This window comes from Psychromonas arctica (assembly GCF_036697365.1).
Taxonomy (GTDB): Bacteria; Pseudomonadota; Gammaproteobacteria; order Enterobacterales; family Psychromonadaceae; genus Psychromonas; species Psychromonas arctica_A.
The window spans coordinates 73,178-99,383 of record NZ_JBAHZA010000001.1 but is presented as its reverse complement, the minus strand read 5'-3'; the positions used below and the strand labels follow the sequence as shown (position 1 = coordinate 99,383).

Sequence of the window (26,206 nt, the reverse complement as noted above, 5' to 3'; positions counted from 1 at the left end):
TGGAATTATGATGAATCTGTTTTGATTACATAAATTTTAATTAAGTTGTGGTATGTGTATTTAAAAACGAATTAAAAGGTAAGAGTTAATGGCTCAAGATAAAAATTTAGAACTGCTCGAAGTGATGCACTCAATTCAAGAAGATCCAACTGAGATAGAAACACAGTGGGACATTGCGTTACCTTTACTAAACCAACTAGTTGATACTGCTCCGGATGGCTTTGAAGGTATGGTGAATATGATCAATACACATTTCAATAATGCGCTTAAGTTTGACAGTGTGAAAGTACAACAGTTTGAACTAGAGTCAGGTTTAATTAAATTGAAAGCTTATTTACAAAAACTAAGCACATTGGGGGAGCCCTACTAAATAACGTCTCACAACTCAGGAATTATTTCAATAATTGTAAAATATCCCTTTTGGTTTGTTACCTCTGTTTCTGCAGGCTAATTGGAACTATTTTGTAAAAGATCCGGACAGGCATCTATTTTAATGATTACCAAAGTTATACTACCTTCTATCGATCTGTATTTTTACATTAGCCTAGAAAGCTCCTTATATTTTTAAATATGCAATTAAATATGAAAATAGATACATTAATTTGGAACTCGAAATTAGGGCAAGAAGCAGAATTAACTATTAATGATGGTGAATTTACATGTATCGCTTTCAGTTAACCCTGTAGTTATAGTGAAGAGGAAGTCACCTATGAAGTACTTCATTGCTTTTATGTCGAAAATTATTATGTTGTCTTATAATGAAAGCATGAATATCAAGCCCTTGATTGATAAAACCTTAGCACATAAGTTTACTGCTATCGTTGAAAATTTTTTGGAAGGAGCTGTACGTGTCGGTTCAATTTTGATTGAACTTGATTCATTAATTCCTGCAGGTATCGAGGATGGTATGTTAATTGATTTTGAATGCTCAAGGTTAGACTTGTGGTAATAATAAACTATGGCAAGAAAGAATTTGGTTGTTCAAGTGTTTGGATTTCCAGAGTCAGAAAAAGTCAAATTTTATAATCTAATTCTTGATCGACTTAGGGCTGAATTATAGGAGGTATATTTTGATTAACGAAAGTAATGGTCAATTCTCAGTATCAATCAATAATGTAGATATTAATTTAATAAAAGTATGCCCTGGAAAATTTGAGATGGGCTCTGAATTTGGTTTACCTCTTGAGTTACCTGTACATAATGCGGTAATAGATAAAACTTTGTATATTTCATCATATTTGGTGACTCAAAAACTATGGGAAACATTAATTGGGTCAAGTCCTTCATTTAACCAGACTTTAGAAGATAACCCTGTGGAAAGTATTAGCTGGTATGAAGCTAAAGAGTTTTGTAAAAAGTTAAGCGATAGCCTGGGAGTTTTAGTTCGTTTGCCAACAGAAACTGAGTGGGAATATTATTGTAGAGCGGGTACGAACAGTGAGTATTTTTTTGGGGATACATCTAAACAGCTTAGGAATTATGCTTGGTATGACCTAAATGCAATGGGTAAAAGTCAGCCTGTTGGCATGAAGTCTCCAAACCCTTGGGGACTTTATGATGTGGTTGGTAATGTATGGGAATGGTGCGAGAGTAATTGGGCTGACTCTTATGAGCATAAGTTAGATGAAAGTTTTAGGGGGATAGCAAGCTCAAAAAATAGAAATATTAGAAAAGTTATACGAGGTGGCTCTTATGATTTGGATGATTACCGGTGCCGTTCGTCATATCGCAGTTATGAACATGCAGATTTTCCATCACGAAAGATTGGTTTTAGATTCGTAATTGAAATATAAAGTAGTGAGTCGATATAAGCTTTGATGACTAATACTTTCAGTTCTAAATTTTAGGCATGTAGCTTTTTGATTCTAACAGCTAATTGTCATTTGACAGTCTTGCCAGTCACAAGTTTCAATATTAGATATCTCTTATCATCATTGTTTTTTGAGATGTTTTCGCCAGAGCTTATCTATGGGAGCGAAGGCATATACAATGAAAAATTCTTTAAATACTGTTATCAGTAGATTATTAGACGAATGCAATAGCTCGCTTCTTTTTTTAATATTGATATCTGCGCTTACGCTATCATGTCGAACCATTATCTTCAGGTATTACACCTATATGAACAACGTAAAGAGTGTGCATATAGGTCATAGTTTTTATTTTTAAATAAAATGAATAACCTTATCCCGAAAATTGCCTCTTAAGGGTTGGTTAAAGTTTTCCCATTTTCCATTTGGTAATGCTTCGCAAGCATCTCGCTTTGAAGGCATATCTCTTAATTTAGTAAATGAGAAAAATGAAAAAATTTACAGGTGCTAAAACTTAGTTATTTGGAAATAGATTTAGTGATTATAAAAGTGAGTAACACCATTTTTATTATTGGTTGTATTGGGGGGTAGGAAAAATTAAATAGTGAGTTGGTTTTTAAATTAGTCATTTTCTTCATGCTTAGTAATATAAGGCGGGTACTTTGCCTATTCTTTAAATTCAGTTAACCAATATAAAAAGGCAATTGCGCCAAAAGATCCGCCTAACAGCGAAACACCTATCCATCCAGCTATTTCAAACATATATCCAGCAGACGCTGAGCCCACTACGCCACCGAAGAAAAAACTGGTCATATAAGCTGTTGTAATGCGACTTCTTGCCGCGGGATTCAACGTGTAAATAACACTTTGATTTAATATATGCGACCCTTGTTGCCCGATATCTAATAGTATGACTCCAATCATGACCGCAAATATGTGATTACTAAATAAGCCCATTACTGTGAATGAAATAATAATTAGCGACAGTAATAAGCCGGTTCCAATACGGGTATGTCCTTTATCATGAAGTTTACCTGCAAAACTCGCACTGAGCGCACCTGCTGCGCCAAGCAACCCAAATAGTCCAATTACTGAGTCACTATAATTATAGGGTGGGCGAGCAAGTAAAAACGCTAAAGAGGTCCAAAATACACTAAAGGACGCAAACCCGAGCGTTCCATAAACAATTCTACGTCTTAATAAAGGTTCATCGCGTAATAAGTGCAGTATTGAGCCAATTAATGCTGGATAAGATAAACGCATTTCACCACGGCTTTGCGGGAGCATTTTCCATAGTACGGCTGTTTGAACCAGCATACTAAATGTTGCAAACCAAAAGACGGCCTGCCAACCATAAGCATCTGCAATTAACCCTGATACTGTTCTTGCTAATAAAATCCCTAGTAATAAACCTGACATTACGCGTCCAATGACTGCGCCTCGTTGTCCTTCTTCTGCTAAAACAGCTGCAAAAGGGACTAATATTTGTGCAGCAACAGCAGTTAAGCCAATCGCTAAACAGGAGAATAGAAATATCCCAATGCTACTCGACATTGCTGCACCTGCTAGACCAATCGCTGTACCAGCGGTCACAATGGTAATTAAGCGTCGGCGTTCAAGTAAATCACCCAATGGGACAATCAAAACCAATCCCAATACATATCCGAATTGGGTCATGGTAATAATTAACCCTGTGGTGCCGATTGAAGTGCCAAATACATTGGCTAAGGTATGCAGTAAAGGTTGTGCATAATAAAGGTTTGCTACTGCCATGCCACAAGCAATGGCCATGACATAGACCAATAAATTATTTGGCTTTAATGATGGTAAACTCTTTGAAGATTGATCATTGCTAGCATTTAATGGATTAGACAAACTCAGTTAACCTCAATGTATTTTGATGAAATTGTAATTAAAGCTGGGAGTCAATAATTAACATAGGAGTATTATCTGACCATCATAACGTGCCAGTTTATAAAGTAAACCTGCTGTTAGTTGCCTCTCTCTATATTTTTAGGCTGACACATTGGATTCGATAGGGCATATGATTAGAGCAGTCATGCTAATTAACCTCTTTCTGTTAATTTTCCGATAAGTTATCACGAAGTTAATTGTGAAAGGCTTAGATTACGTCTTGTACCTATTAACTTAGCTACTCAAAAATTTAGGTTACTTATTAAATGTAATTGGTATTATTTCGATCTCATAAAGTGTTTGTTTCGTAGGTAGAAATATTAATTTATATTTTACTTACCCATTTTCAATAGGATTTTAATTTGATTTCTTCTTTCTTACGTCATGCTATTCTCAGTTCAGTTGTGTTACTTACGGCATGTAGCCAAGCGAACCTTGACGCTAATTATCAAGTTGCAGAGTCTTTACCTAGTTATTCTCAAGATAACTTTGAACAATATATCGATGAAACTAGAGAATGGTTATTGGCCAATCGAGTTTTTAAGACTGACGATATAGAAAAAGAGCTACAAGCAAATCTACCTTTTGAGTTAACACCAAAAAATCCGAATGGTGATGCAGTACTTTTAGTACATGGTTTGGGAGATTCTCCTTATTCATTTATTGATATTGCTGAGCATTTGGCATCGCAAGGCTATTTGGTGAGAACGGTTTTGTTGCCTGGGCACGGTAGTAAATCTGGCGATTTAATGTTGCCTAGTTTAGAAGATTGGCAAGGTGTGGTGCATCACCATATTGAGTTATTAAAAGTTAAGTCTAATAAATTGTGGTTAGGAGGGTATTCTACCGGAGCAAATTTGGTGACATCGGAAGCATTAAATGATCAAAGTATTGCTGGTTTATTGTTGTTTTCACCAGCCTTTAAGCCTGAAAAGTCGGTCGTAAAGTGGGCTGGTTTAGCGAGTTATTTTGTGACATGGGCAGATCAAGATCCTGAAGTTAACTATATTCGTTATAACTCATTACCCATGCATGGCGCTGCTGTTTATTACGATACAGCTGCAGCAGTACAAAAAGATCTGAAAGATATCACTTATAACAAACCTGTGTTTATGATGATGAGTGAAGGTGATCGAGTTATCGATAGAGCTTTTCCTACCGCTGTTTTCGAGCAGCAATTTGTTAATTCACGTAACCATTTAGTGTGGCTAGGGGAGGAGGATTTATCTTCTTCAAAAAGTACTCGCTTTAGTATGGATCGTCCTGATTTACATATCGTTAATGGTTCTCACATGGGGCTGTTATATTCCCCCGATAATGCTGAGTATGGTGAAAAGGCCAATATCACTATTTGTAACAATGGGCAGTCTGAAGAACAAGAAAAAGCTTGTGAGGCTGGTGAAGATATTTGGTTTTCTTCTTACGGTTGGCGAGTTGAAGGTAAAACTTTAGCGCGCCTAACTTATAATCCTTATTTTAAGGAAAGTATGACAGAACTTGATCGTGTGATGGCTTCTCAATAAATTAATACAGCTCTGAGCCATATTTTCTAGCTTAGCGCTGTTATTATTTTCATGAATATCAACTAAATATATTTTATTACATCATTTAATGAAATAATAAGGTATTTAAATAACTTATGTTTTTAAGGATTGATAATGAAAAGACTTATTTTAGTGACCTCTCCGCCAGCAAGTGGCAAAACCTATATTTCTAAAAAGCTAGCTAAAGCACTTAAGCATGTTGTGTATTTAGATAAAGATACATTGATTGTTTTATCACATCAGATTTTTAAAGTGATGAATGAGGAGGTTAATCGAAGTTCTGAATTCTTCGAAGAACATATTCGTAACTATGAATACGACGCTGTGCTAGCGTTAGCAATGGAAGCCCTAGAATACGACGATATAGTATTAATCAATGCACCGTTCACCCGTGAAATTAGAGATACTGCTTTTATTGATAATCTAAAGAATCAACTCATTGAAAAAGATGCCCGCTTAACGGTTGTTTGGGTAATGACTGACGTCAATGTCGTTAAAGAGCGTATGGTCGAAAGAAACTCGCCAAGAGATACCTGGAAGTTGGAAAATTGGGATGAATATATTAAAGATGTGGATTTCTCTATTCCAGTAAGTATTGATAATCCAGATATCGTTGATGATTTATTACTCTTTAAGAATTCTAATCAAGAGGAATATGAAACTTCATTAAAAGAGCTTGTTTCAGTCTTAGAAAAAATGGACTAACTAAATACTTAACAATTTAGTATTGGTCTTAATTATTTTTTTGAATATTAAAAATTATAAAGTAATTATTATTATTTGATATTATACTCCGCAATAAATGATGCTTTTAATTTCACTGAACCTTCCAAGGTCATAATACCCATAAGCAACACATAATTTTTTGTAACTTGTACATTTAGTTATGTGTTTTTTGAACCAGTAATAAATGCTGCGGCAATTTAAATTGGGTATTTCAACGTACTTATATAATCGATAATATTTTTTGAATTAGTGTGATTCGCTTCTATTGGATTTTAATTCATGAGTGGGTCTATTACTGTATTTAAATAAAAAGCGAGGGAAGGCGTATTAAAATTATTCATTCATAACGATAGCCAAATAAATAATGAATTAATAGAGGCTGGTATTGAGATTAGTGCATTATTAAATATTCAAGGGAAGTAAAATGCAAAACTGTCCAAGTTGTAATAGTAATTCAATACTTAAACATGAGTTTCACCGACAAGAAGTCGAAAAGTGCCAAGATTGCCACGGCATCTGGCTGGAGTTGGGTGAGCTCGATGGTGCATTATCCATTGCTGATAACGGTCATTCACAAGTTTACATGGAAGAGACTTTAGGTGAGTGCCTTGGTAAATCTGATCGTCACTGTCATGTTTGTGATACGAAGTTGCTTAGATATCATTTAATGTCAGGTTTTGAAGTCGAAGTGGATACTTGCCCTAGTTGTTTCGGCGTATGGTTAGATCACGATGAGTTAGATAAAGTCGTGCAATCACCAGCTATCGCTAAGGCTTTATTAGAGTTAGATAAACCTACACATAAACGCACTTGGTTATTTCAATTTTTATCGCAAATGCCGGTTGAATACAATTTAAAGCCGAAAAGAACACCCTGGGCAATGTACTCTTTGCTACTTTTAAATATCATTTTCTTTATGAGTTATAGTGTGGGAATAGTTGATGAGTCATTTGTTTTTAATAACTTTGCTTTGCACTCAGACCAAGTTAGCCATGGCCAACAATTGTGGACACTATTAACACATATGTATATGCATGGTGGACTGATGCATTTAGTCGGCAATATGTATTTCTTGTATATTATTGGCGATAACTTAGAAGACACGCTAGGTCGCGGTAAGTTTCTACTTTATTACACTTTGTGTGGACTTGGTGCAGCAGCTGCACAAATTATAGCTGATCCAAATTCATACATCCCAATGGTAGGAGCAAGTGGTGCAATTGCTGGCTTATTTGGAATGTATTTGTTGTGGTTTAGACATGCTAGTTTGACACTAATGATTATTGTATATCAGAAAAAAGTGAGTCCAATGATCTTTTTTGGCTTTTGGATTATAACTAATATTGTGGGCTTATATTTAGCAAATGAAAGCGGTGGAGGGGTTGCTTATTGGGCTCATATTGGCGGTTTTATTGTGGGAATTGTCATTGGTTTGTTGGTTAAAAAGCAAGTGTTTACTGCAAATCCTTTGTTGGCGATGCTTAATAGCGCCGAAGTGAAAGTTAAACGTTAAATCTAGTTTATACCGACACCTTTTCATAAGGTGCCGGTATAAATTGTCCTATTGTTACGCAGCACTTTAATAAAGCTGTAAGATAAGTAAACCAATAATATCTTATGCTTTTTCTATAAAACTCTTTCCTTAAATTGCACTGTTTTGATCCATTATTTATTCGCTATTATTTTATTTTTAAACACCAAATAGGCTTAGATTGTCTTGATCTTAGAGTTAACAGTGTTCTTTCTCTAGCCTTACTTATTGCTGCTCTATGAAGTTATGAGTTTTATTTGTGTTTAAGCTATTATTTAATCCATTAAAATATGGACGTATTGTATAAAGTTGGGAAGAAAATCTAATGCCGAGTAACAAACATAGTTTTATTGAAGATGTGCAAGCTATTATTATTGCCACTTTATTAGCCTCATTAGGTGTCATGCTGTTTAAAACAACTGGACTATTAATTGGTGGTACGGCTGGGTTGTCTTTTTTAGGTCAATACGCAACTCAGTTTAGTTTTAGTGAGATATTTTTTATTATTAATCTGCCATTTTATATTCTTTCTTATAAACAATTAGGCTGGAAGTTTACATTAAAGACTTTTGCGGCTGTTCTGTTGTTATCCGTCTTTGTTGAATTTACACCTAGCTTTATCACTGTGAGCTTTTTAGAGCCTGTCTACTCAGCTGTAGTGGGAGGATTATTAATTGGCTTTGGTTTACTGATGTTATTTAGACACGGTGCAAGCCTAGGAGGCTTGATGATCCTAGCGCAATTTTTAAACCAAAAATACAATATTTCTATTGGTAAGTTTCAAATGTCAGTGGATTTTGTTGTATTGTTATTGGCTATTTTTATTGTAGATTGGCGAGCTATTCTGCTATCAATTATTGGTGCAACAGCTTGTAATTTAATATTAGTGATAAACCATAAACCAGGGCGTTATAGTGGTAAGTAGTTCGGGGCTCAGTCAGTTACTTAAAAGCCTAAACATTAAACAATGTAGTTTTAAAATTTATTATTGTGATGCTGGGGGAGATATTATTTCAGCTCGTTAAGCTGATGCTGGAGGGCTTTGTATTATACGTGCAGCAAATTCAAGTTATAAGCCACTTTGAAAATGGGTTATACAGTGATCGTGTTGTATTAGATCCACAATATTAATATTGCATTGATAAAAATGTAAATGATTTAAATGGCTTTGGCTTTTATTAATTTTTAGGATTTATATTAATAAAAAGCCACTTGTTAAAGTGGCTTTTCCGAGAGAAATAAGCAGCTATTCTCCTTTCGCTACCCCCTCACGACGAGGATCTGCACCACCAACTAAGTTTTCACCATCAACCACGATGGTAGCAATCCCACTTGTTTTAGAAGAAACGTCAACAACATGGTTCATTGCCTCAAGTTCACTAACGATAGTTGCTTCATCAGTTAATCTTTCTGATTCTATGAATGTAGAGCCGTTAGTTGAACCAAAGTTAGTTAATGATGTTGCTTGTTGAGCATCAAGTCCCCAATCAATCACACCTACCAATGTTTTAGCAACATAGGTAATAATAGTAGAGCCACCTGGCGAACCAGTTGCCATGAAGAATTTTCCATCTTCATCCAATACAATTGTTGGTGCCATTGAACTACGTGGCCTCTTACCCCCTTGTACACGGTTCGCAATCAGCGTTCCGTCATCATTTTGGTATTCAGTTGAGAAATCAGTCAATTGGTTATTTAATAGGTAACCATCAACCATTTGGTGAGATCCAAAACCTGTTTCAACTGAACTTGTCATAGATACAACATTACCGTCTTTATCAGTAATGGTTATCTGTGTCGTTGATGGTAAGTTTGGCGATTGATCTGGTGACCAGGTTTCAGCACCTTCTGGTGTACCTGCTTCTGCTATACCCATACTACTTTGTGGATCAATTAGACTAAATCTTTCTGCTAAGTAAGTTTTATCGATCATGCTATCCCAGCTACCGCCTGGTAGAGCAACAAAGTTGGTATCTGCAATGTACAGGCCGCGATCTGCATAGGCGAGTCTAGCCGCTTCAGAAAACCAATGAATACCTTGGGAAGTTAGCTGTCCACCATTAAGGTCAATATCAGTTGGAGCCCATTGGCTAAGATTAGTATTTTCTAAAATCCCTAACATTTGAGCAACGGTGATACCACCTGAAGAGGGTGGTGGTGTACCACAAACAGTATAATCGCGATATGTGCTACATACTGGTTCATTCATATAAGCTTGGTAGTCGGCAATATCAGCTGTTGTTAAAATACCTGGAATCGGGTTTTGAGAAAGTTTTTCAACAATATTTTCTGCATATTTTCCTGTATAAAATAGCTCAACGTCACTTGCTACATCTTTTAACGTGTCTGCTAACGCTTGATTTTTTAGCAGGTAACCACTAGGCAAAGGAATGGTATATTCGCCGTTATCATCAGTTAAACAAAAATAACTATTAGCATCAGGATCTGCATAAAAACCGGATGAATTATCATCACTTTTACAAAATACTGAATCACCTGAAATCGATGAAGATAAACGGTCAGATACTTCAAATCCCTCTTCTGCTAGTGATATTGCTGGTTCAAATAAATCTCCCCACTCTTCAGTCCCGAATTCATCATGTGCTTTTTTTAACATTTTTAATACGCCGGGAACTCCTGTCGATTTCCCACCAAGAACACTTTGAAAAAAGCCGTTATAACCAGATGGTGCTACACCATCTACATAAAACATATCTCCAGTTGCAGCTGATGGTGCGGTTTCACGACCATCAAAGTGCGTAACTTCTTTGGTTTCTGCATCATAATAAAGTAGGAAAGCGCCACCACCGATACCTGATGATTGCGGCTCAACAAGCGTTAGTACCATCTGAGCAGCTATAGCTGCATCAATGGCACTGCCGCCAGCTTTTAAAACGTTGTATGCAGCGTCAGTCGCTAACGGATTATTAGTTACTGCCATATAATCGCTGGTTACAACAGCTGATTTTTCTTCAAAGCCTGAAGCACATTCTGGATTAGCTTGATCAATCTCGCAGTTGATTGTTAGATCTGTGGTTTCTTCATTATCATCATTGCACCCAACTAAAGCGAGTGCGATTGAGGTCGCTAAAAACATTCTGGAGAAGTTTTTTTTCATTTTATTTCCTTATAAAAAATAGTAAGTTAGTCGTTAATGCTTGATTAACTTACTACTTGTTATCAACTAAATGCAACAAATTTATCAATTAAATGGAGTTTAATGTTGTTATAAAGTTTATGTTAGTTTTGATTTGGTTATGAATTTATCTTGAAATATTAACTTCTTAAAGGAAAGAATTAATGAGTTAAGCATTGTTTATTAATCATCATGTTAATGTTTGAAGCACTATTAATGAATAAATTAATTTATAGAAAATTTTGTTGTTATGTATGCTATTTAATACCAATCACACTAAGTAACTGATCTATTTTACTTGTTAAAATAACTTATTTCTTCGTTGTAACTTTCGTAAATAGAACAACTATTTAACTTAAGTTACGCCTTAAACTAAGTCATTTTTCCTGCGCAAAATTTAGATCACTTATTTAATGCAATTGGTATAACCTCAACAATATCGAAGAATCACTTTATTATTGGGCATGTTATATTTGAAATGGGGTTTGTATAATTCCTATATTTTAATCATTTAAGGAGTACTGGTGGATAACAAAAATGAATTTGACCTAGATATAGGGCAGCGCCACATCGTAATACAACGTCGATATGAAGCCTTAGGCGCACTTAACGATCTGTTTATTGCTATTTGGTTTCTAATCGGTAGTTTCTTCTTTCTCAATGATGCGTTAGTGGAAAGTGGCACTTGGTTATTTATTGTGGGAAGCGCTCAATTAATCATTAAACCTTTACTTAAATTATTGAGCTTAATTCACGTTAGTAAGGCCTTTCAAGAATCTGAAAGTTAAGTGTGATGAGCTTTATAAAATAATTTCTCGACGACAATCAAGGACTTCAACACCCAAAAATAATCCCAGTAAATGTCCATCATGCATTAATTGGATGAGGTCGTTATGATTTAAAATATTAATTCGTCGCCCATGTTCCGTCAATAGGTTTAATTCATAGCAAGCATAACTAATGGTATGTTTTCGTTGAATCATTTTGTTATTGATTTGCAAAGAGACAATATGATGTAATTTTACGTTGCGGTCTTTATGGTTGTTAAAAACACCTGTGACTCTATTGAAGGTCGCACGACTTAAAAAGGGTTGAATAAGTGAAATACCAAAGGTTCCTATCGCCACTCCAAACCCACCAACAAAAATAGCAAGGTCATACTTAGTTGAAATAATCAGTTGGTATGTCGCTAATCCTATTAAGAAAATACCTACCACGATGTAAACGACACAGAATAACATTGCCGTGACAGTGGGGCGTAAATAAGCGATATCACCATTTACAATGATTTTATGAGATAAAAATTTTGGTCCATCTTTGAGCAGAGTACGCGTCAAATCGATGGTGAACGTGTCGTTAGGGGTCATATACTATCCTTGTATATTCTACAAATTACTATAAATAGTTTATCTACTTTATCCCGATCACACTAATTAACTGATCTATTTTACTTGTTAAAATAACTTATTTCTTCGTTGCAATTTTTCGAAAATAGAACAACTATTAAACAATTAACATCTTATTGTTAATTCTCCGATAGACTATTAACGAAGTTAATCGACGAAAGGCTTAAATTACGCCTTGAACTCAGTCATTTTTCCTGCGTAAAATTTAGATCTCTTATTTAATGTATTTGGTATCATTCTCAATCCTTGAATTAACCATCATATACAAAAAAACTCACCGAAGTGAGTTTTTTATTAAGCGCGACGAGTTTGTCGCACATTTAGTTTATGTAATAATTATTTTGTATCGTAAGTTTTTATCTCACCTGACTTAACTCGTGCAATAAATGATTGTAATTCTTTCTTAACAACTGGCATTAAGAAGTATAAGCCGATGATATTAAAGATAGACATTGCGAAAATAGCTGCATCTGAGAAATCGATTACCGCACCAAATTGAATCGTCGCACCAATTACTACAAATACACAGAACATAACTTTAAATACTAATTCAGTGCCTTTACCTTCGCCGAATAAGTAAGTCCATGCTTTTAGACCGTAGTATGACCATGAGATCATAGTAGAGAAAGCAAACATAACTACAGCTAATGCTAGTAGGTATTTAAATACACCTGCTGTTTCAGTAAATGAAGCCGCTGTTAGTGTTACACCTGTTAAGCCACTACCGTCAAATGGTGCCACGTTTAGGCCTGCAATAGTGATAACTAATGCTGTCATAGTACAAATAACAACAGTGTCAACAAATGGTTCTAATAATGATACTAGTCCCTCAGTAACAGGCTCTTTAGTTTTTACTGCTGAATGGGCAATTGCGGCAGAACCTACACCTGCTTCATTAGAGAAGGTCGCACGTTTTAAACCTTGGATTAACGCACCAACAAAACCACCAACAACACCAGCGCCAGTGAATGCACCTTCAAAGATAGCGGCGAATGCTGGACCAACTTGACCGATGTTTACACCAATAACGATTAAAGCCATACCAACGTATAACGCTGCCATCCAAGGAACAACTTTTTCAGTAACAGAAGCGATTGAAGGCATACCACCTACGATTACAGAGAATACTAATGCTGCTAATACTACACCTGTAATAATGCCGTATTCACTTGGCACATCAAATGCGTAAGTTAACATTGCGTGTGCTTGGTTAGCTTGGAACATGTTACCGCCACCAAGTGAGCCTAAAATACACATTAATGCAAAACCAATTGCTAATGCTTTTCCTAAACCACCTAATCCTTTCTCACCTAAACCTTGACTCAAGTAGTACATTGGACCACCTGAAACTGCGCCTGATGGTAAGATAGTTCTGTATTTTACACCTAATGTACATTCACAGAATTTAGAAGCCATACCTAGCAGGCCACATAAAATCATCCAGAATGTTGCACCAGGTCCACCGATAGCAAGTGCAGCACCTACACCAGCAATGTTACCAAGACCAACAGTACCTGATAATGCCGTTGTTAATGCTTGGAAGTGAGATACTTCACCTTCTTCTTTTGAATTAGGATCTGTATATTTACCTTTAACAATATCGATGGCCATACCAGCTTTTCTAAACTGTATAAAACCAAAATAAAGAGTAAAAATGATAGCTGCAATTAATAACCAGCCTACGATAAGAGGAAAGTTTGCGTCGCCAACTGGAACGCTTTTAAAAATTAAGCCGACAAACCAGCCTGTATAATCATTAAAAAATCCATCAACTGATTCGCTAAAGCTAGCAATGGATTGTCCAAATGAACTAACTTCTTCAGCAAAAGCGGTAGTGCTAAATGCTAATAAAAAGGTAGATAAAAGATTACGTGTTTTTTTCATATTTACTTCCTTGTGGTTTTATTGTTTTAAAACAAATCCTTATACATCTAAATAGTGTATGTGCTTTTGTTTAGTTTCATTAACTAAAATTAACGTTTTTTAATTAGCTATTAAGTGGATTATATTGTTTATCACCGTAAAACAGTATAAAAAACTAAATTATTAAAAGTGCTAAGTGAAACTGACTTAAATCAACTTGCTATAAAGTAGATCATATTTATATGTTATAAATTTTCGTCTTTTTCATCATACGAGTTTTTATTGAATATTATGTGATGTAGATCACGTGAATGTATTAGAGGTTGTTGATATTTCTTCAGGCTGGTTGTTATTTATTCGAAATACTTTTTATTTTTAATTGTTGCCTATTAATTCGCCACTATAAACTTTTTAAGTAATTTGTTCGTATTGCCAGGTGATGTGTGAACGTTTGTGTCTCAGATTGAATCTATCAATGTTTAATTTAAATCGGTATTTACCTTAAAGGTTTAAGTGCGAATGAACTTCACATTTACACTTATGTGTTAAGGGGGATAAAAATTCAGAATTACAAAGCTCAAATTAACTAGCCAATTTCAAAGGGAATATCATGAATATTAAAATACAAAAGCGTATTACATTACCATTAATATTGGGCTTAAGTATCCAACTTTCGGGGTGTGGGACAATCCTAAAGCCAGAAAGAAAAGGGCAGAGTGCCGGCCAGCTTGATGCCAGTATAGTTGCGTTAAATGCTGTTGGTTTATTGTTTTTTCTAGTACCTGGAGTGATTGCCTTTGCTGTTGACTTTAATAACGGCACTATTTATCTTCCGGGTGGCTCAGCTTCTAATGGGCTAGATAAAAACAATTTAGTTAAAATTGAAGGTGAAGTGACTAATGAAAAGATCCAACAAGCTATTTTTGAACATACAGGCAATAAGGTCGATTTAAATGATGATGGTGTTCAAACGATTGCTAGTACAGGTGACGATGTAAAAAACCAATTAGTTTTAATGTAACGGTGTAAACAAAACACCAATCGGACATTTAATTTGTGTGATTGGTGTTGATTGATGCAGGTTATTAACCTTGATTTTTCTTTCTTAGTTTAACTAACCCAAGTAAACCTAACCCTAATAAGCCAATTTGTAACGGCTCTGGTACGGAAGTCGTTTCCGTGAAAGAAATACTGCCAGATAATTGGTTAATAGTACCGCAACAATTGACGCTTGAACTTGCATCAAAAGAGAAGTCTAGAAAACCATCACTGATTAGCGATGAGAAAATAGATTCAGAGATTGTAGCGATACCTGTTGAAGTTGACTGTGATTGGTTACCTGTATCACCAGTAAAATTAAATAGATCATTACTGCTATTACCATCCAGGATACGACCTAAACTAAAACCATCTAACAGTAAGTCCGCATACTCATAGCTTGAATTAAAGTCTCCATTTACATTTAACGTGAAAATAGCATCACCAGTAATTGTCGTCGGTGTGACTACATCATCATAAGAAATTAGTGCGCCACTATTACTTGCACTCGTAGTTTCAAAGGTAATTAGTGCAGCATTACAGTTAACTGCAAATAATAAAGAGGCTAATCCAAGAATTTTTTTCATTTTAAAGTCCTTTTTAAATCGATATTGATTTTATTTACTATTACTCATAGCGCTTTGCTAAAGCAAATAATATACCAGTTTATAAGTCATTGTTATTCAATGTATTGTTTTTGGATAAAACCAGTGTGTAAATTTAATCGACATTAAAATTTGTAATTTATTTTTGCTTTAAATTTTATAAAAACACCCCTGAATGGTTATATCTATAGGCAGAGTTAAATGCAGTTTTTGTTAATCTAATTTATTGATTAAATTGAACAATGTTATTTAGTGTAAACTTATTCGACACAAGGTGTTTGTCATCTAACTAAATATAAAATTATACTTTGATTAATTATATAAATTTTTTGCTCTACTTTAGTGCGATTTTCTATTTCATTGGTATTAAAGTGCCTAATTTACACTTTAAATTGTCCTGTAATTTAACAAATCCATTATAAATCAATGACTTATACATTGGCATTCTTTGTGCTTTCACTTAATGTAAGTGTTTGTTTTTAAATTAATCTAAGGAAGGATAATTATGTCGTATTTAGAGCCAAGTGAATTTGTTACTAAAATGGTTGATGCTGGTGAGTCTAAAGTTTATATGTCAACGAAGGATACGTTAATTAGGGCTTTTATGGCGGGAGCTATTTTAGCGTTAGCTGCAGTTTTTGCGATAACTGTCGCTACCAAAACAGGCAGTGCAATATTAGGTGCTTGTCTTTTCCCGGTTGGGTTTATCATGTTGTACCTCATGAAGTTTGATCTATTAACCGGGGTATTTACTTTAGTACCTTTGTCATTACTCGATAAACGTCCAGGGGTTACTTTTTCTGGCGTCATGCGTAACTGGGGGCTAGTCTTTATAGGTAATTTTTTTGGGGCAATTACCGTTGCTTTTTTAATGTCATTTATTTTAACGCTTGGTTACGGTACAGACGGTGGCGTCATTGCTGCAAAAGTTGCAACTATTGGTGAATCAAGAACTTTGGGTTACCAAGAACATGGTGCTGGTGGTTGGTTCACTATTTTCATTCGTGGAATGTTATGTAACTGGATGGTATCAATGGGGGTAGTGGGGGCAATGATTTCTACTTCAGCTGGCAGTAAAATGGCTGCGATGTGGATGCCTATCATGTTGTTCTTTTACATGGGGTTCGAGCATTCTATTGTGAATATGTTCCTATTCCCTTTTTCAATGATCATGGGTGGGGATTTTACAGTCACTGATTATCTTTTATGGAACGAATTACCGACAGTATTAGGTAATTTAGTTGGCGGATTATGTCTAGTGGGCTTACCGCTTTATTACACACATGTTAAAACTTCAGCTGCGCGTACACTTCGTTAATTAATGAGTACTTTGGGACGTCTAATTCGGGAGATCTTGTGAGTTTACCATTAAGTGTTTCTATTGGTAGTACAACCAATAAAGGTATTAAACCAATCAATCAAGATTATATTGATTATTGCGTACCCAAAGAACCATTATTAAGTACAAAAGGGATTGTACTTGCTATTGCTGATGGCATCAGCTCAAGTCAAGTAAGTCAAATAGCCAGTGAAACTGCGGTAACCAACTTTTTAACTGACTACTACTGCACTGCAGATACCTGGTCAGTGAAAAGTGCAGGCCAAACAGTCCTTAAATCTATTAACTCATGGTTACATGCACAAACTTTAGATAGCCCTAATCGTTTTGATAAAAATAAGGGTTATGTATGCACCTTTAGTGCATTAATATTGAAGTCTAATACTGCGCATATATTCCATTCTGGTGATAGCCGGATATATCGTCTGGTCGGTGATAGTCTAGAGCAGTTAACGGAGGATCATCGTTTACATGTATCTGATGATGTTAGCTATTTGACTCGTGCTTTAGGTATTGATAAAACCTTGCCGATTGATTATTCAACCGTCGCTGTAGAACAAGGAGATTTGTTTATTCTTGCAACAGATGGCGTGTTTGAATTCATTGATGGACGCAGAATATCAACTATTGTTAGCAATAAGGAAACGTTAAATGAAGCTGCAGCAGACATCGTTGTTGAAGCGATGGCTGCTGGAAGTGACGATAATTTAAGTATTCAGCTTGTTAGTGTTAATAGTATACCCGATTATCAATTAGATGAAGTTCATCAATTAACACAGCTACCAATGCCACCACTTTTAGCGCCAAGAATGCACTTTGATGGATATGAAATTTTACGTGAATTATATGTCAGTAGTCGAAGCCATGTTTTTCTTGCAAAAGATCTCGTTAGTCATTCAAATGTAGTGATTAAAACACCTTCTATGGATATGCGTAATGATGAGCAATATCTTGAACATTTTATGTTAGAGCAATGGGTTGCAAAGCGTATTAATAATCCGCATGTAGCCAAAGCAATTACTCCTAATCGTAAACAAAATTTTGTCTACTTAGTGAGTGAATATATAGAAGGAGTTTCACTCAATCAGTGGATGTTTGATAACCCTAATCCAAGTTTAGAGCAAGTGCGTACTGTTATTGAGCAAGTCGTTAAAGGTGTGCAGGCATTTCACCGACAGGAGATGATTCATCAAGATTTACGCCCACAAAATATTATGATTGATAGCAACAATACCGTGAAAATTATTGATTTTGGCTCTACTTATATTGCTGGTGTTAGTTATGTTGAGCATGAGCAAGTACTTCGCGGCACGATGCGTTATTCAGCTCCTGAATATTTTTTAGGTGAGTGGGGAACGTCTGCCTCTGATATTTTTTCTATTGCTGTTATCACCTACCAGATGTTGTCAGGAGAATTTCCTTACAAAACAGACATTGCTCAAGCTAGGAGTATATCGGCTCAAAGAAAATTAACTTACCGAAGTATTATCAATGCAGACTCAGAATTACCATTATGGGTTGATGACACTCTACAACGGGCATTACAAGTTGAGCCCAAAAATCGTTATAAGGTACTTTCTGAATTTATATACGATTTAAGACATCCCAGTAAACAATTTTTGGCTAAAGGAAGAGCTCCTTTAATAGAGCGTAAGCCAGTTGTATTTTGGCAGGGCGTTAGCGCATTGTTAATGTGTATTATTATTGGTTTATTGTTAAGTCGATGAATAGAAACTATATTTTTAATGATGCTTGTGAACCATTTTTATACAAGTATATATGAACTTAAAAAGTGAAAATTATTATGCGATTTTTAATATTGTTAGTAGTTATGTTAACAACGACTAGTTACGCTTCAGAAGTAGAAAAGTTAAATGATATTAATGAGTTGAGATGGAAAAATCGAGTGATTCTATTGCTATCAACTGAAGATGATAAACGTAATAAAGCGTTGTTATCTGAATTTGATGAAGCGGTTATTGATCGGGATCTTGTGTGGTTTATTGTCAACGATAAACAAGTTTTCAGTAATTATGCTGGTGGAGTCTCTGAGCAGTTTACTACTAATATAAATAAAGCTTTCTCACTTGAAGAATACCCGGTTTTACTGATCGGCAAGGATGGTGGCATTAAAAATAAGGCACAAAAGTTCGAATTAGAATTGTTATTCTCAAGCATTGACCGAATGCCAATGAGACAACAAGAAATGCTTCAAAAAAATGAAAAATAATTACAGGTGGATAAATATCTAGTTATTGTTAATGCAATAGGGAGCACTATGCAATTGAAAGGAAAACCTAATATTATTGATATAGAAGCCTCTGGTTTTGGAGGTGAAAGCTACCCCATAGAGGTTGGCTTAGTGTTAAGTGATGACACTAAGTTTTGTACCTTGATTTTACCTTCAAAAGACTGGGATTATTGGAATGATGAAGCAGAGCAAATTCATCATATTTCAAGGGAAACATTAAAGCGTCACGGTAAGCCTGTTGTTGAGGTCGCTCATGAACTTAATAAAATTTTAGCTGGAATGACATTGTATTCAGATGGATGGGTAGTTGATAAGCCTTGGTTAATTCGTTTGTTTCATGCATCAGGTATTGATATGAAGTTTGACGTTAGCCCATTGGAACTGATTTTATCTGAGCAACAAATGAAAATTTGGCATGAAACAAAAGATAAAATTCTTTTTCAAACTAACATTCAACGACATAGAGCAACCAATGATGCTTGGGTAATTCAAGAAACTTATCGTCAAACAAATGCGTTAATAAAAGAGGCTAATCATAGTTAAAAAATGAGCGTTTAAATAAACATTCGAGTTTTAAGCTAATTTAGGAGGAATGTCTGTTAGTAATGGTTATGTTTATCTATTGAAACACCCAATACGGAAATACCGTATCGGATGCTTTTAGGTATATTATAATTTAGATTATTTTGCGTCAGCTTCTAACTGTTTTGCAATTTCAATTAAATCTTTACCTGTTAAGTCTGGTTTATCCGCCAATGGGTATAACGCTTTTCCTGGACGAAGAATATAAGCTGTTTTCCAACCAACTTTATCTGCACCAGCAATATCCCAAGCATGAGCAGCGATTAACATTGCATCTTCAGGTGCAACTTTCATCTCTTTTTCCGCCCATTGATATACCTTTAAATCAGGTTTAAACGTTTGTAGATTTTGTACCGTTAAAGAACCATCAAAATATTGTGCTAAATTTGAGTTTTTAAGTTGTGCTGCAATACCTGCATCTGATGAATTAGTTAATGTAATCATCTTATAACCTAATGCTCGGATCCTTTTTAAACCTTCAACTACATCAGAGTGCGGTGCTAAATCTCTAAATGGAGTTAATACTGCGGTTTTTGCTTGCTCAGGTGTTAAGTCGATATTCTGTTGTTTTGCTATCATTTCTAATGAAGCAATTCCGATCTCAGCGAAACTATGGTATTCGCCTGTTTCATTACTTACTAGAGAATAGTGCAGCATAGTTGTGAACCAGAATGGTACTAATTCATCTCTGCCACCAAGGGCTTTAGAAACAGATTTTCCAACGTTATCTAAATTTAATAGTGTTTCATTAACATCAAAGAAAATAACTTTAGGTGTAATTTTTTCGTGCGTCTCTGTTGACGAAGCATGCACTAGTGGAGAAATGAAACTGGTCGAAATGACCAAGCTGAGTATAAAGGACTTAAGTTTTATCATTAAATAATTACCTATTAGGTTGAAAGTTTTAAAAAAGCAGTGAGCGATTAAATTGATTACTTTAAATATGTAGCCTGTACTTTAAGGTGCAGAGCGTCGATTTAAATATGTATCTAAACAATAGAGAAATACTCACTACCCAATAAAGACCGTAAAATATTTTATAAATTTCATTAATAAAGGAAACTTGGTAAAAATTTCAGGTAAACAGGTAATTTATGAACAATATTCATGTTCATTTCATGATTTAAGTTGAATGATTAATATCGGCTACTTAATAGGGTGAGTTCTATTAAATAGCCATATGTAAGTTATTTTAAAACGATAGTTAGCTATTGTGTTTTTACTGTTGAAAATCTCGCTGTTCACGTGCTTCTTTTATTGCTTCTGAACGTTTCTTTTTGCGAACAAGTGCAGCTGCAAAACGAGCTTGCTCCCGATCAGATTCACAAATGATTTTAGGGATGTGACGCGGTTTCCCATCAGGGCCTAAAGAGACAAACGTTAAATAAGCGGAAGCTGTGTGACGAACTTCACCGGTTAATACGGCTTCAGCTTCAACGCGAGCACCAATTTCCATTGATGTTGAGCCTACATAATTGACGCTTGCTTTGATACGTAAAATATCGCCTACATAGACAGGAGAGTGGAAATCAAGACGGTCTAAAGAAGCTGTTACAGCGTTACCGCCTGTATGACGCATTCCCACCATACAAGCCGTGTTATCAACCAATTTCATGATTGACCCACCATGAACATTTCCTGCAATATTAGCATCGGCATCCATCATTTGTTGCACCACCGTGATGCTGCTGAAGGCGATTGATTTTGGCTCCATATTGTCTTCAACGTAAGCATCTGTAGGTCTGACTTGTTTTCTATTAATGGGTTTGACTGACTTCATCGTAATCTCCAAGTGAGAATACACCATTCATGAATTTATCCTGTGATGAATGATATTAGTTGAGTGATAAAATATCCCTATCAATATCAAGTGAATTATAAATAAAAATATAATTTTAGAATATCTTACAGAACTGAAATGTATTCTGCTATTGGGGTTACGTAAATAGCCAAAATAATTAAGTTAGTATGTAATTTTATTTACAATATTTGTAAGTTAAATCGATAGTAGAATGTTTACTTGTTGATTGGATCTAACCTGGTTAATAAGCCGTCAGCTAGTCTCTATATGATTCTCAGAGGTTGATTTCACATTTTATTAACACTACCATAGTTGTATGTTTGTAATTTATTGTTTTTCTGTGCGATGTTTGTTTAAGTTTTCTATTTGATCACTTCCTTTTTACAACAAACATTGAAAACATTAATGGCTAATGTGCGGTATTTCTGGACAAAATATCGATAACATTATTGCTGTCTTACAAAGCCAAACAGGGAGAGTGCGCTTGAAAATTAACTCCTTATCACTATCAAATTCAAAAAAAGGCTGTGCATTATGTTGAAACGCATCGTAGTAGGTGTATGCGGCGTATCACTCGTGGGTCTGGGCTTATTCAGTTTATACGCTTGGAATCCATCAATTGATCCGGTTAATCCCTCCCTAACTAAGGATTATTCCCCAGAAGTAATCGCTCAAGGTAAAATGCTTGCTTCAGCCGGGTATTGTAGTACTTGTCATACACCTCCTGGTGGAGAAGAGTATGCAGGAAATTATGAAATGCATACTGAATTTGGCACCATTTATTCGAGTAATATTACACCTGATGCTAAAACTGGTATTGGTAGCTGGTCCGAAGAGGCATTTATGCGTGCGATGCGTACTGGTGTGAGTCGTGATGGGCATCATCTATTACCTGCTTTCCCTTATGAACACTTCAACAAAATGAGTGATCAAGATATCAATGCTATTTATGCATATATCATGACCTCAATACCTGGTGTAGAACAAGTCAAAAAAGAGAATGGCATTCCATTTCCGTTAAATATCCGTGCATTACAAGCTGGCTGGAAATTACTATTTGCTGATACTGAGCCATTTGTTGAGGACAGTGCTCAGTCTGAACAATGGAATCGAGGCGCTTATCTTGCTGAAGGAGTTGCACACTGTGGTGCTTGCCATACGCCTCGTAACGCATTAGGCGGCGAAAAATATGATGAAATGTATCAAGGCGCTGCTATTGATGGGTGGATTGCACCATCTTTAACTGACACGAGTACTTCGCCGATCCCTTGGCGAGCACAAGATTTTTACGAATATCTCACGACGGGTAATTCACGTTATCATGGTAGCGCTGCAGGACCAATGGCTCCTGTGATGCATAAAGGATTATCTGCTTTACCTGAGAGTGATATTGAGGCAATAAGTGTCTATTTTGCTGCTAAAAATGGAACCGATCAAAATATTGACCCAAGTACTAGTGAAGCATTAAAGTCCGCCATTGCCGCACAGCATGAACAAGCAGATCTCCGTATTAATGAAGGCGCTCGACTATACGCAACAACCTGTCAGGCTTGTCATTACAGTAGTGAAACCGTTGTTAAAGGTCGTCCTTTAATTACATTGGGATCATCTACTCACCTCGATGAACCTAATAATTTAGTGAATATTATGTTAGATGGCGTACGCAGTGATCAAGGTATCCATGGAGTCGTTATGCCCGGTTTCAGAGAGGCGTTAAGTGATCAAGATATAGCATCAATAGCGGCTTATCTACGTCAAGCAGCAGGGGAAGAGAGTTGGCCTAAATTGCTTGAGCAAGTAGGTGACATTCGTAATCAACCTCGATTTGAGCATTAATTCACTGGAGAAGTCATCATGGCAAAATTTATATTAAACGGCGAAGTAAAAAGCGCCGATGTTGAAAGCGATACTCCTCTATTGTGGGTTATACGTGACGAATTAGAGATGACCGGCACTAAGTTCGGTTGTGGTATTGGTACCTGTGGTGCCTGTACGGTACATGTGGGCGGACGTGCAACACGCTCTTGTATTACACCAGTTTCTTCTGTTGAAGGTGCAGAAATCACGACTATCGAAGGGTTAGCTGAAAAAGATGATCATCCATTACAAATATCTTGGAAGAAAATTCAAGTGCCACAGTGTGGCTATTGTCAATCTGGGCAAATCATGCAGGCAGCCGCTTTATTAAAGGATATTCCAAATCCATCGGATAAAGATATCGATGCGGTGATGGGCGGTAATTTATGTCGCTGTATGACCTATATTCGTATCCGCGATGCGATTCATGAAGCAGCAAATACAATTAAGGAGCATAGTGATGAGCAGAATATCTAGAGGTAAATCTGGAGGTATTACTCGTCGTGGTTTTTTAATTGCGATGACTTCCGTGGGAATGAGTTTTGGTTTTCCGCGTCATTTATTAGCTGCGATGAACCCTGCGTCTCCTGACGGTAAAGTATTGCCTAGTGAAGGTGATGTTTACGAGCCATCTTTATGGTATTCCATTGATACTGCAGGCAAAATCAAAGTAAACATTATCCGTTCTGAAATGGGACAGCATGTCGGGACTGCTATCGCGCGTATTTTAGCTGATGAGCTTGAAGCGCCATGGGATGATATTGAAATTATTCATGTTGATAGTGATCCTCGCTGGGGCTTTATGGCGACTGGTGGAAGTTGGTCAGTGTCGCAAAGTTGGCCTGTCTATCGTAAAGCGGGCGCGGCAGGGCGTATTGCCTTGATCGAATCCGCAGCTAAAAAATGGGGAATTCCTGCAGCACAATGTAAAGCAATAGACGGTAAAATTGTTTCTAACAAAGGTGAAATAAGTTACGGAAAATTAGTCGAGCTAGGTTTAACAAGACAATTCACTGAAGATGAATTAAAAACTTTGCCACTTAAACCTAACCAAGATCTTAAATTGGTTGGTAAGCAAGTTACCTCATTAGATATTGCCAACAAAACCAATGGTAAATCTATTTATGGTATTGACGCAAAAGTTGAAGGAATGGTTTATGCCAATCCTATTTTGCCACCTACGCGATACGGCTCTAAAGTCGTAAATGTAGATGATACAGATGCACAACAAGTTAAAGGTTATCAAAAGACTATTACTTTAGATGATCCTAGTGACAGTGTTACAGGTTGGTTGATGGTTATTGCAAGTAGCTTTGTCGCTGCTCAAAAAGCATCAAAGCTTGTTAAAGTGACTTGGGATGCAGGTGCTTCAACGAAGGTTTCAGAAGCAGATATTATTAACCATGGTAAAGCTTTGATTGAAGATCAAAGCAAAGGCAGTATTTTAGATACTGGCAATGTAGATACCGACAGCGCGTTTGCTAATGCTAGTAGTGATATCTCAGAGGAATATATCACTGATACAGTGTTGCATGCGCAAATGGAACCTCTCAACGCTTTAGTCTTTAAAAATCCAGATGGTATTTGGGAAGTACATTCAGGTTGTCAATGGCAGTCATTAACTTTACCCGTTTTGGCTAAAGCTTTAGCTGAAGATGAAGCAAATATTGTGCTTCGTTCTTATATGTTAGGCGGTGGCTTTGGACGTCGCTTAAATGGTGACTATACCGTACCTGCTGCATTAGCTTCAAAGGCAATGGGCGGAGCGCCAGTTAAAATGGTATTAACTCGTGCACAAGATACGCAATTTGATAGTGCACGTTCAGCATCAGTACAGCAATTGAAAATGGCTTTCGATGATAGTAAATCTGTGATTGGTATGGAGCACCATGCTGCTGCAGGTTGGCCAACTCAGGCTTTAGCACCAGGGTTTATGCCTAAAGGTGTTAATGATGAACCTTATGATCCTTTCTCGATTGCGGGGGCAGACCATTGGTATAAAGTGGGGGCTCAAAAAGTACGTGCTATTTCTAATGACTTAGCCATGTCAACATTTCGACCTGGTTGGCTACGTTCAGTAGGTCCAGGTTGGACTGGCTGGGCAGTTGAAAGCTTTATGGATGAAGCTGCACATCATGCAGGTAGAGATCCATTACAATTTCGTTTAGATATGTTAATTGCAGAAGGTCGAAATGCTGGCTCAACACCCGTCGCAGAAGGTGGTGCAGCTCGACAAGCAGCTGTATTGAAAAAAGCTGGTGAGATGATTGGCTGGGGAACTAAACAACCTGAAAATAGTGGTTTAGGTATTGCTTCTACATTTGGGCAAGAGCGAGATATGCCTACTTGGGTGGCTTGCGGAGTACAAGTTAAAGTTGATAAAACAAATGGTTTAGTCGATGTACAAAAGTTAGTTATTGCAATCGATGCAGGTATTATTGTTGATCCAAATGGTGCTGAAGCACAATGTCAAGGCGCTGCTTTATGGGGCCTTTCAATGGCTTTATATGAAGGCACTGAGCTACTCAATGGACAATATAAAGATGCTAACTTTGATACCTATACTCCATTACGTTTAGCTCAAGCTCCAGAAGTGAAGATTGAGTTTATTGTTAATCAATATCCGCCTTCAGGCTTAGGTGAGCCAGCAGTAACGCCTGTTGCTCCGGCAATTGCTAATGCTATTTATAATGCAGTTGGGGTGCGATTACGCAAACTACCAATGAAGCCTAAAGATTTAAGAACTGCTTTAACTCAAGCTTAAAACAAAGATTAATACGTTATTAACTATTATCACTATATAGT

Annotated in this window: 23 protein-coding genes; 16 read left to right on the top strand and 7 right to left on the bottom strand. The window is 36.3% G+C overall.

Annotation, left to right across the window (positions count from 1 at the left end; translation table 11 throughout):
* Positions 1-88 precede the first annotated feature (88 nt).
* From V5290_RS00425 to V5290_RS00415, 3 genes are all read left to right on the top strand, one after another.
* Positions 89-370 carry a hypothetical protein gene (locus V5290_RS00425; protein ID WP_333380611.1) on the top strand — a complete coding sequence of 94 codons (282 nt, stop codon included), beginning with the start codon at positions 89-91 and terminating at the stop codon, positions 368-370.
* A 339-nt stretch (positions 371-709) separates the two neighbouring features.
* Positions 710-949 carry a hypothetical protein gene (locus tag V5290_RS00420; protein WP_333380609.1) on the top strand — a complete coding sequence of 80 codons (240 nt, stop codon included), beginning with the start codon at positions 710-712 and terminating at the stop codon, positions 947-949.
* Positions 950-1,070: 121 nt separating this feature from the next.
* Positions 1,071-1,793 (top strand): formylglycine-generating enzyme family protein, encoded by a 723-nt coding sequence (locus V5290_RS00415; RefSeq protein ID WP_333380607.1) that lies wholly within the window; start codon positions 1,071-1,073, stop codon positions 1,791-1,793.
* 681 nt (positions 1,794-2,474) lie between these two features.
* Here V5290_RS00415 and V5290_RS00410 read toward each other — a convergent pair.
* Positions 2,475-3,683 (bottom strand): MFS transporter, encoded by a 1,209-nt coding sequence (locus tag V5290_RS00410; protein WP_333380605.1) that lies wholly within the window; start codon positions 3,681-3,683, stop codon positions 2,475-2,477.
* A gap of 401 nt (positions 3,684-4,084) precedes the next feature.
* On the opposite strand from V5290_RS00410, the gene V5290_RS00405 reads away from it, so the two are divergent.
* The 4 genes from V5290_RS00405 (at position 4,085) to V5290_RS00390 (ending at position 8,448) form a co-directional block, all read left to right on the top strand.
* On the top strand, positions 4,085-5,245 hold the full coding sequence (locus V5290_RS00405; protein ID WP_333380604.1) for an alpha/beta hydrolase: 1,161 nt from the start codon (positions 4,085-4,087) through the stop codon (positions 5,243-5,245).
* Positions 5,246-5,380: 135 nt separating this feature from the next.
* On the top strand, positions 5,381-5,971 hold the full coding sequence (locus tag V5290_RS00400) for an AAA family ATPase (protein WP_333380602.1): 591 nt from the start codon (positions 5,381-5,383) through the stop codon (positions 5,969-5,971).
* Between the two features lie 445 nt (positions 5,972-6,416).
* Positions 6,417-7,505 (top strand): rhomboid family intramembrane serine protease, encoded by a 1,089-nt coding sequence (locus V5290_RS00395; RefSeq protein ID WP_333380600.1) that lies wholly within the window; start codon positions 6,417-6,419, stop codon positions 7,503-7,505.
* Positions 7,506-7,848: 343 nt separating this feature from the next.
* A complete protein-coding gene (locus tag V5290_RS00390) occupies positions 7,849-8,448 on the top strand; it encodes a YitT family protein (RefSeq protein ID WP_333380598.1) in 600 nt (199 codons plus the stop codon).
* Between the two features lie 321 nt (positions 8,449-8,769).
* On the opposite strand, the gene ggt is transcribed toward V5290_RS00390, so the two are convergent.
* Positions 8,770-10,641: a gamma-glutamyltransferase gene (gene ggt, locus V5290_RS00385; protein ID WP_333380597.1), complete on the bottom strand. Its 1,872-nt coding sequence runs from the start codon at positions 10,639-10,641 to the stop codon at positions 8,770-8,772.
* A 542-nt stretch (positions 10,642-11,183) separates the two neighbouring features.
* Between ggt and V5290_RS00380 the strand changes: the two genes are divergently transcribed.
* Positions 11,184-11,447, top strand: a complete 264-nt coding sequence (locus tag V5290_RS00380; RefSeq protein WP_333380595.1) for a YrhK family protein — start codon at positions 11,184-11,186, stop codon at positions 11,445-11,447.
* A gap of 12 nt (positions 11,448-11,459) precedes the next feature.
* Here V5290_RS00380 and V5290_RS00375 read toward each other — a convergent pair whose 3' ends face one another.
* The gene (locus V5290_RS00375) at positions 11,460-12,026 is read right to left on the bottom strand and encodes a hypothetical protein (protein ID WP_333380593.1); all 567 of its coding nucleotides are present in this window, start codon (positions 12,024-12,026) and stop codon (positions 11,460-11,462) included.
* Positions 12,027-12,401: 375 nt separating this feature from the next.
* Positions 12,402-13,949, bottom strand: coding sequence for an alanine/glycine:cation symporter family protein (locus tag V5290_RS00370; protein ID WP_333380591.1), 1,548 nt, complete (start codon positions 13,947-13,949; stop codon positions 12,402-12,404).
* Positions 13,950-14,538: 589 nt separating this feature from the next.
* On the opposite strand from V5290_RS00370, the gene V5290_RS00365 reads away from it, so the two are divergent.
* Positions 14,539-14,949, top strand: coding sequence for a hypothetical protein (locus tag V5290_RS00365; RefSeq protein ID WP_333380589.1), 411 nt, complete (start codon positions 14,539-14,541; stop codon positions 14,947-14,949).
* 64 nt (positions 14,950-15,013) lie between these two features.
* Here V5290_RS00365 and V5290_RS00360 read toward each other — a convergent pair whose 3' ends face one another.
* Entirely contained in the window at positions 15,014-15,553 is a 540-nt protein-coding gene (locus V5290_RS00360; protein ID WP_333380587.1) for a PEP-CTERM sorting domain-containing protein, read from the bottom strand.
* A gap of 523 nt (positions 15,554-16,076) precedes the next feature.
* Here V5290_RS00360 and V5290_RS00355 point away from each other — a divergent pair.
* The 4 genes from V5290_RS00355 (at position 16,077) to V5290_RS00340 (ending at position 19,704) form a co-directional block, all read left to right on the top strand.
* Positions 16,077-16,889 carry a formate/nitrite transporter family protein gene (locus V5290_RS00355; RefSeq protein WP_333380585.1) on the top strand — a complete coding sequence of 271 codons (813 nt, stop codon included), beginning with the start codon at positions 16,077-16,079 and terminating at the stop codon, positions 16,887-16,889.
* 38 nt (positions 16,890-16,927) lie between these two features.
* The gene (locus V5290_RS00350) at positions 16,928-18,637 is read left to right on the top strand and encodes a bifunctional protein-serine/threonine kinase/phosphatase (RefSeq protein WP_333380583.1); all 1,710 of its coding nucleotides are present in this window, start codon (positions 16,928-16,930) and stop codon (positions 18,635-18,637) included.
* A gap of 77 nt (positions 18,638-18,714) precedes the next feature.
* Positions 18,715-19,140, top strand: coding sequence for a DUF4174 domain-containing protein (locus V5290_RS00345; protein ID WP_333380581.1), 426 nt, complete (start codon positions 18,715-18,717; stop codon positions 19,138-19,140).
* Between the two features lie 48 nt (positions 19,141-19,188).
* Positions 19,189-19,704 (top strand): hypothetical protein, encoded by a 516-nt coding sequence (locus V5290_RS00340; RefSeq protein ID WP_333380579.1) that lies wholly within the window; start codon positions 19,189-19,191, stop codon positions 19,702-19,704.
* Between the two features lie 138 nt (positions 19,705-19,842).
* Here V5290_RS00340 and V5290_RS00335 read toward each other — a convergent pair whose 3' ends face one another.
* On the bottom strand, positions 19,843-20,619 hold the full coding sequence (locus V5290_RS00335; RefSeq protein WP_333380577.1) for a haloacid dehalogenase type II: 777 nt from the start codon (positions 20,617-20,619) through the stop codon (positions 19,843-19,845).
* Between the two features lie 343 nt (positions 20,620-20,962).
* A complete protein-coding gene (locus V5290_RS00330) occupies positions 20,963-21,523 on the bottom strand; it encodes an acyl-CoA thioesterase (protein WP_333380575.1) in 561 nt (186 codons plus the stop codon).
* A gap of 555 nt (positions 21,524-22,078) precedes the next feature.
* Between V5290_RS00330 and V5290_RS00325 the strand changes: the two genes are divergently transcribed.
* The 3 genes from V5290_RS00325 to V5290_RS00315 are packed head-to-tail and all read left to right on the top strand — an operon-like array spanning position 22,079 to position 26,165.
* Positions 22,079-23,380 carry a cytochrome c gene (locus tag V5290_RS00325; protein ID WP_333380573.1) on the top strand — a complete coding sequence of 434 codons (1,302 nt, stop codon included), beginning with the start codon at positions 22,079-22,081 and terminating at the stop codon, positions 23,378-23,380.
* Positions 23,381-23,398: 18 nt separating this feature from the next.
* On the top strand, positions 23,399-23,878 hold the full coding sequence (locus tag V5290_RS00320) for a (2Fe-2S)-binding protein (RefSeq protein ID WP_333380571.1): 480 nt from the start codon (positions 23,399-23,401) through the stop codon (positions 23,876-23,878).
* Positions 23,862-26,165, top strand: a complete 2,304-nt coding sequence (locus tag V5290_RS00315; protein WP_333380569.1) for a xanthine dehydrogenase family protein molybdopterin-binding subunit — start codon at positions 23,862-23,864, stop codon at positions 26,163-26,165. Before V5290_RS00320 ends, V5290_RS00315 begins: the two co-directional genes overlap by 17 nt.
* The last annotated feature ends 41 nt before the right edge of the window (positions 26,166-26,206 follow it).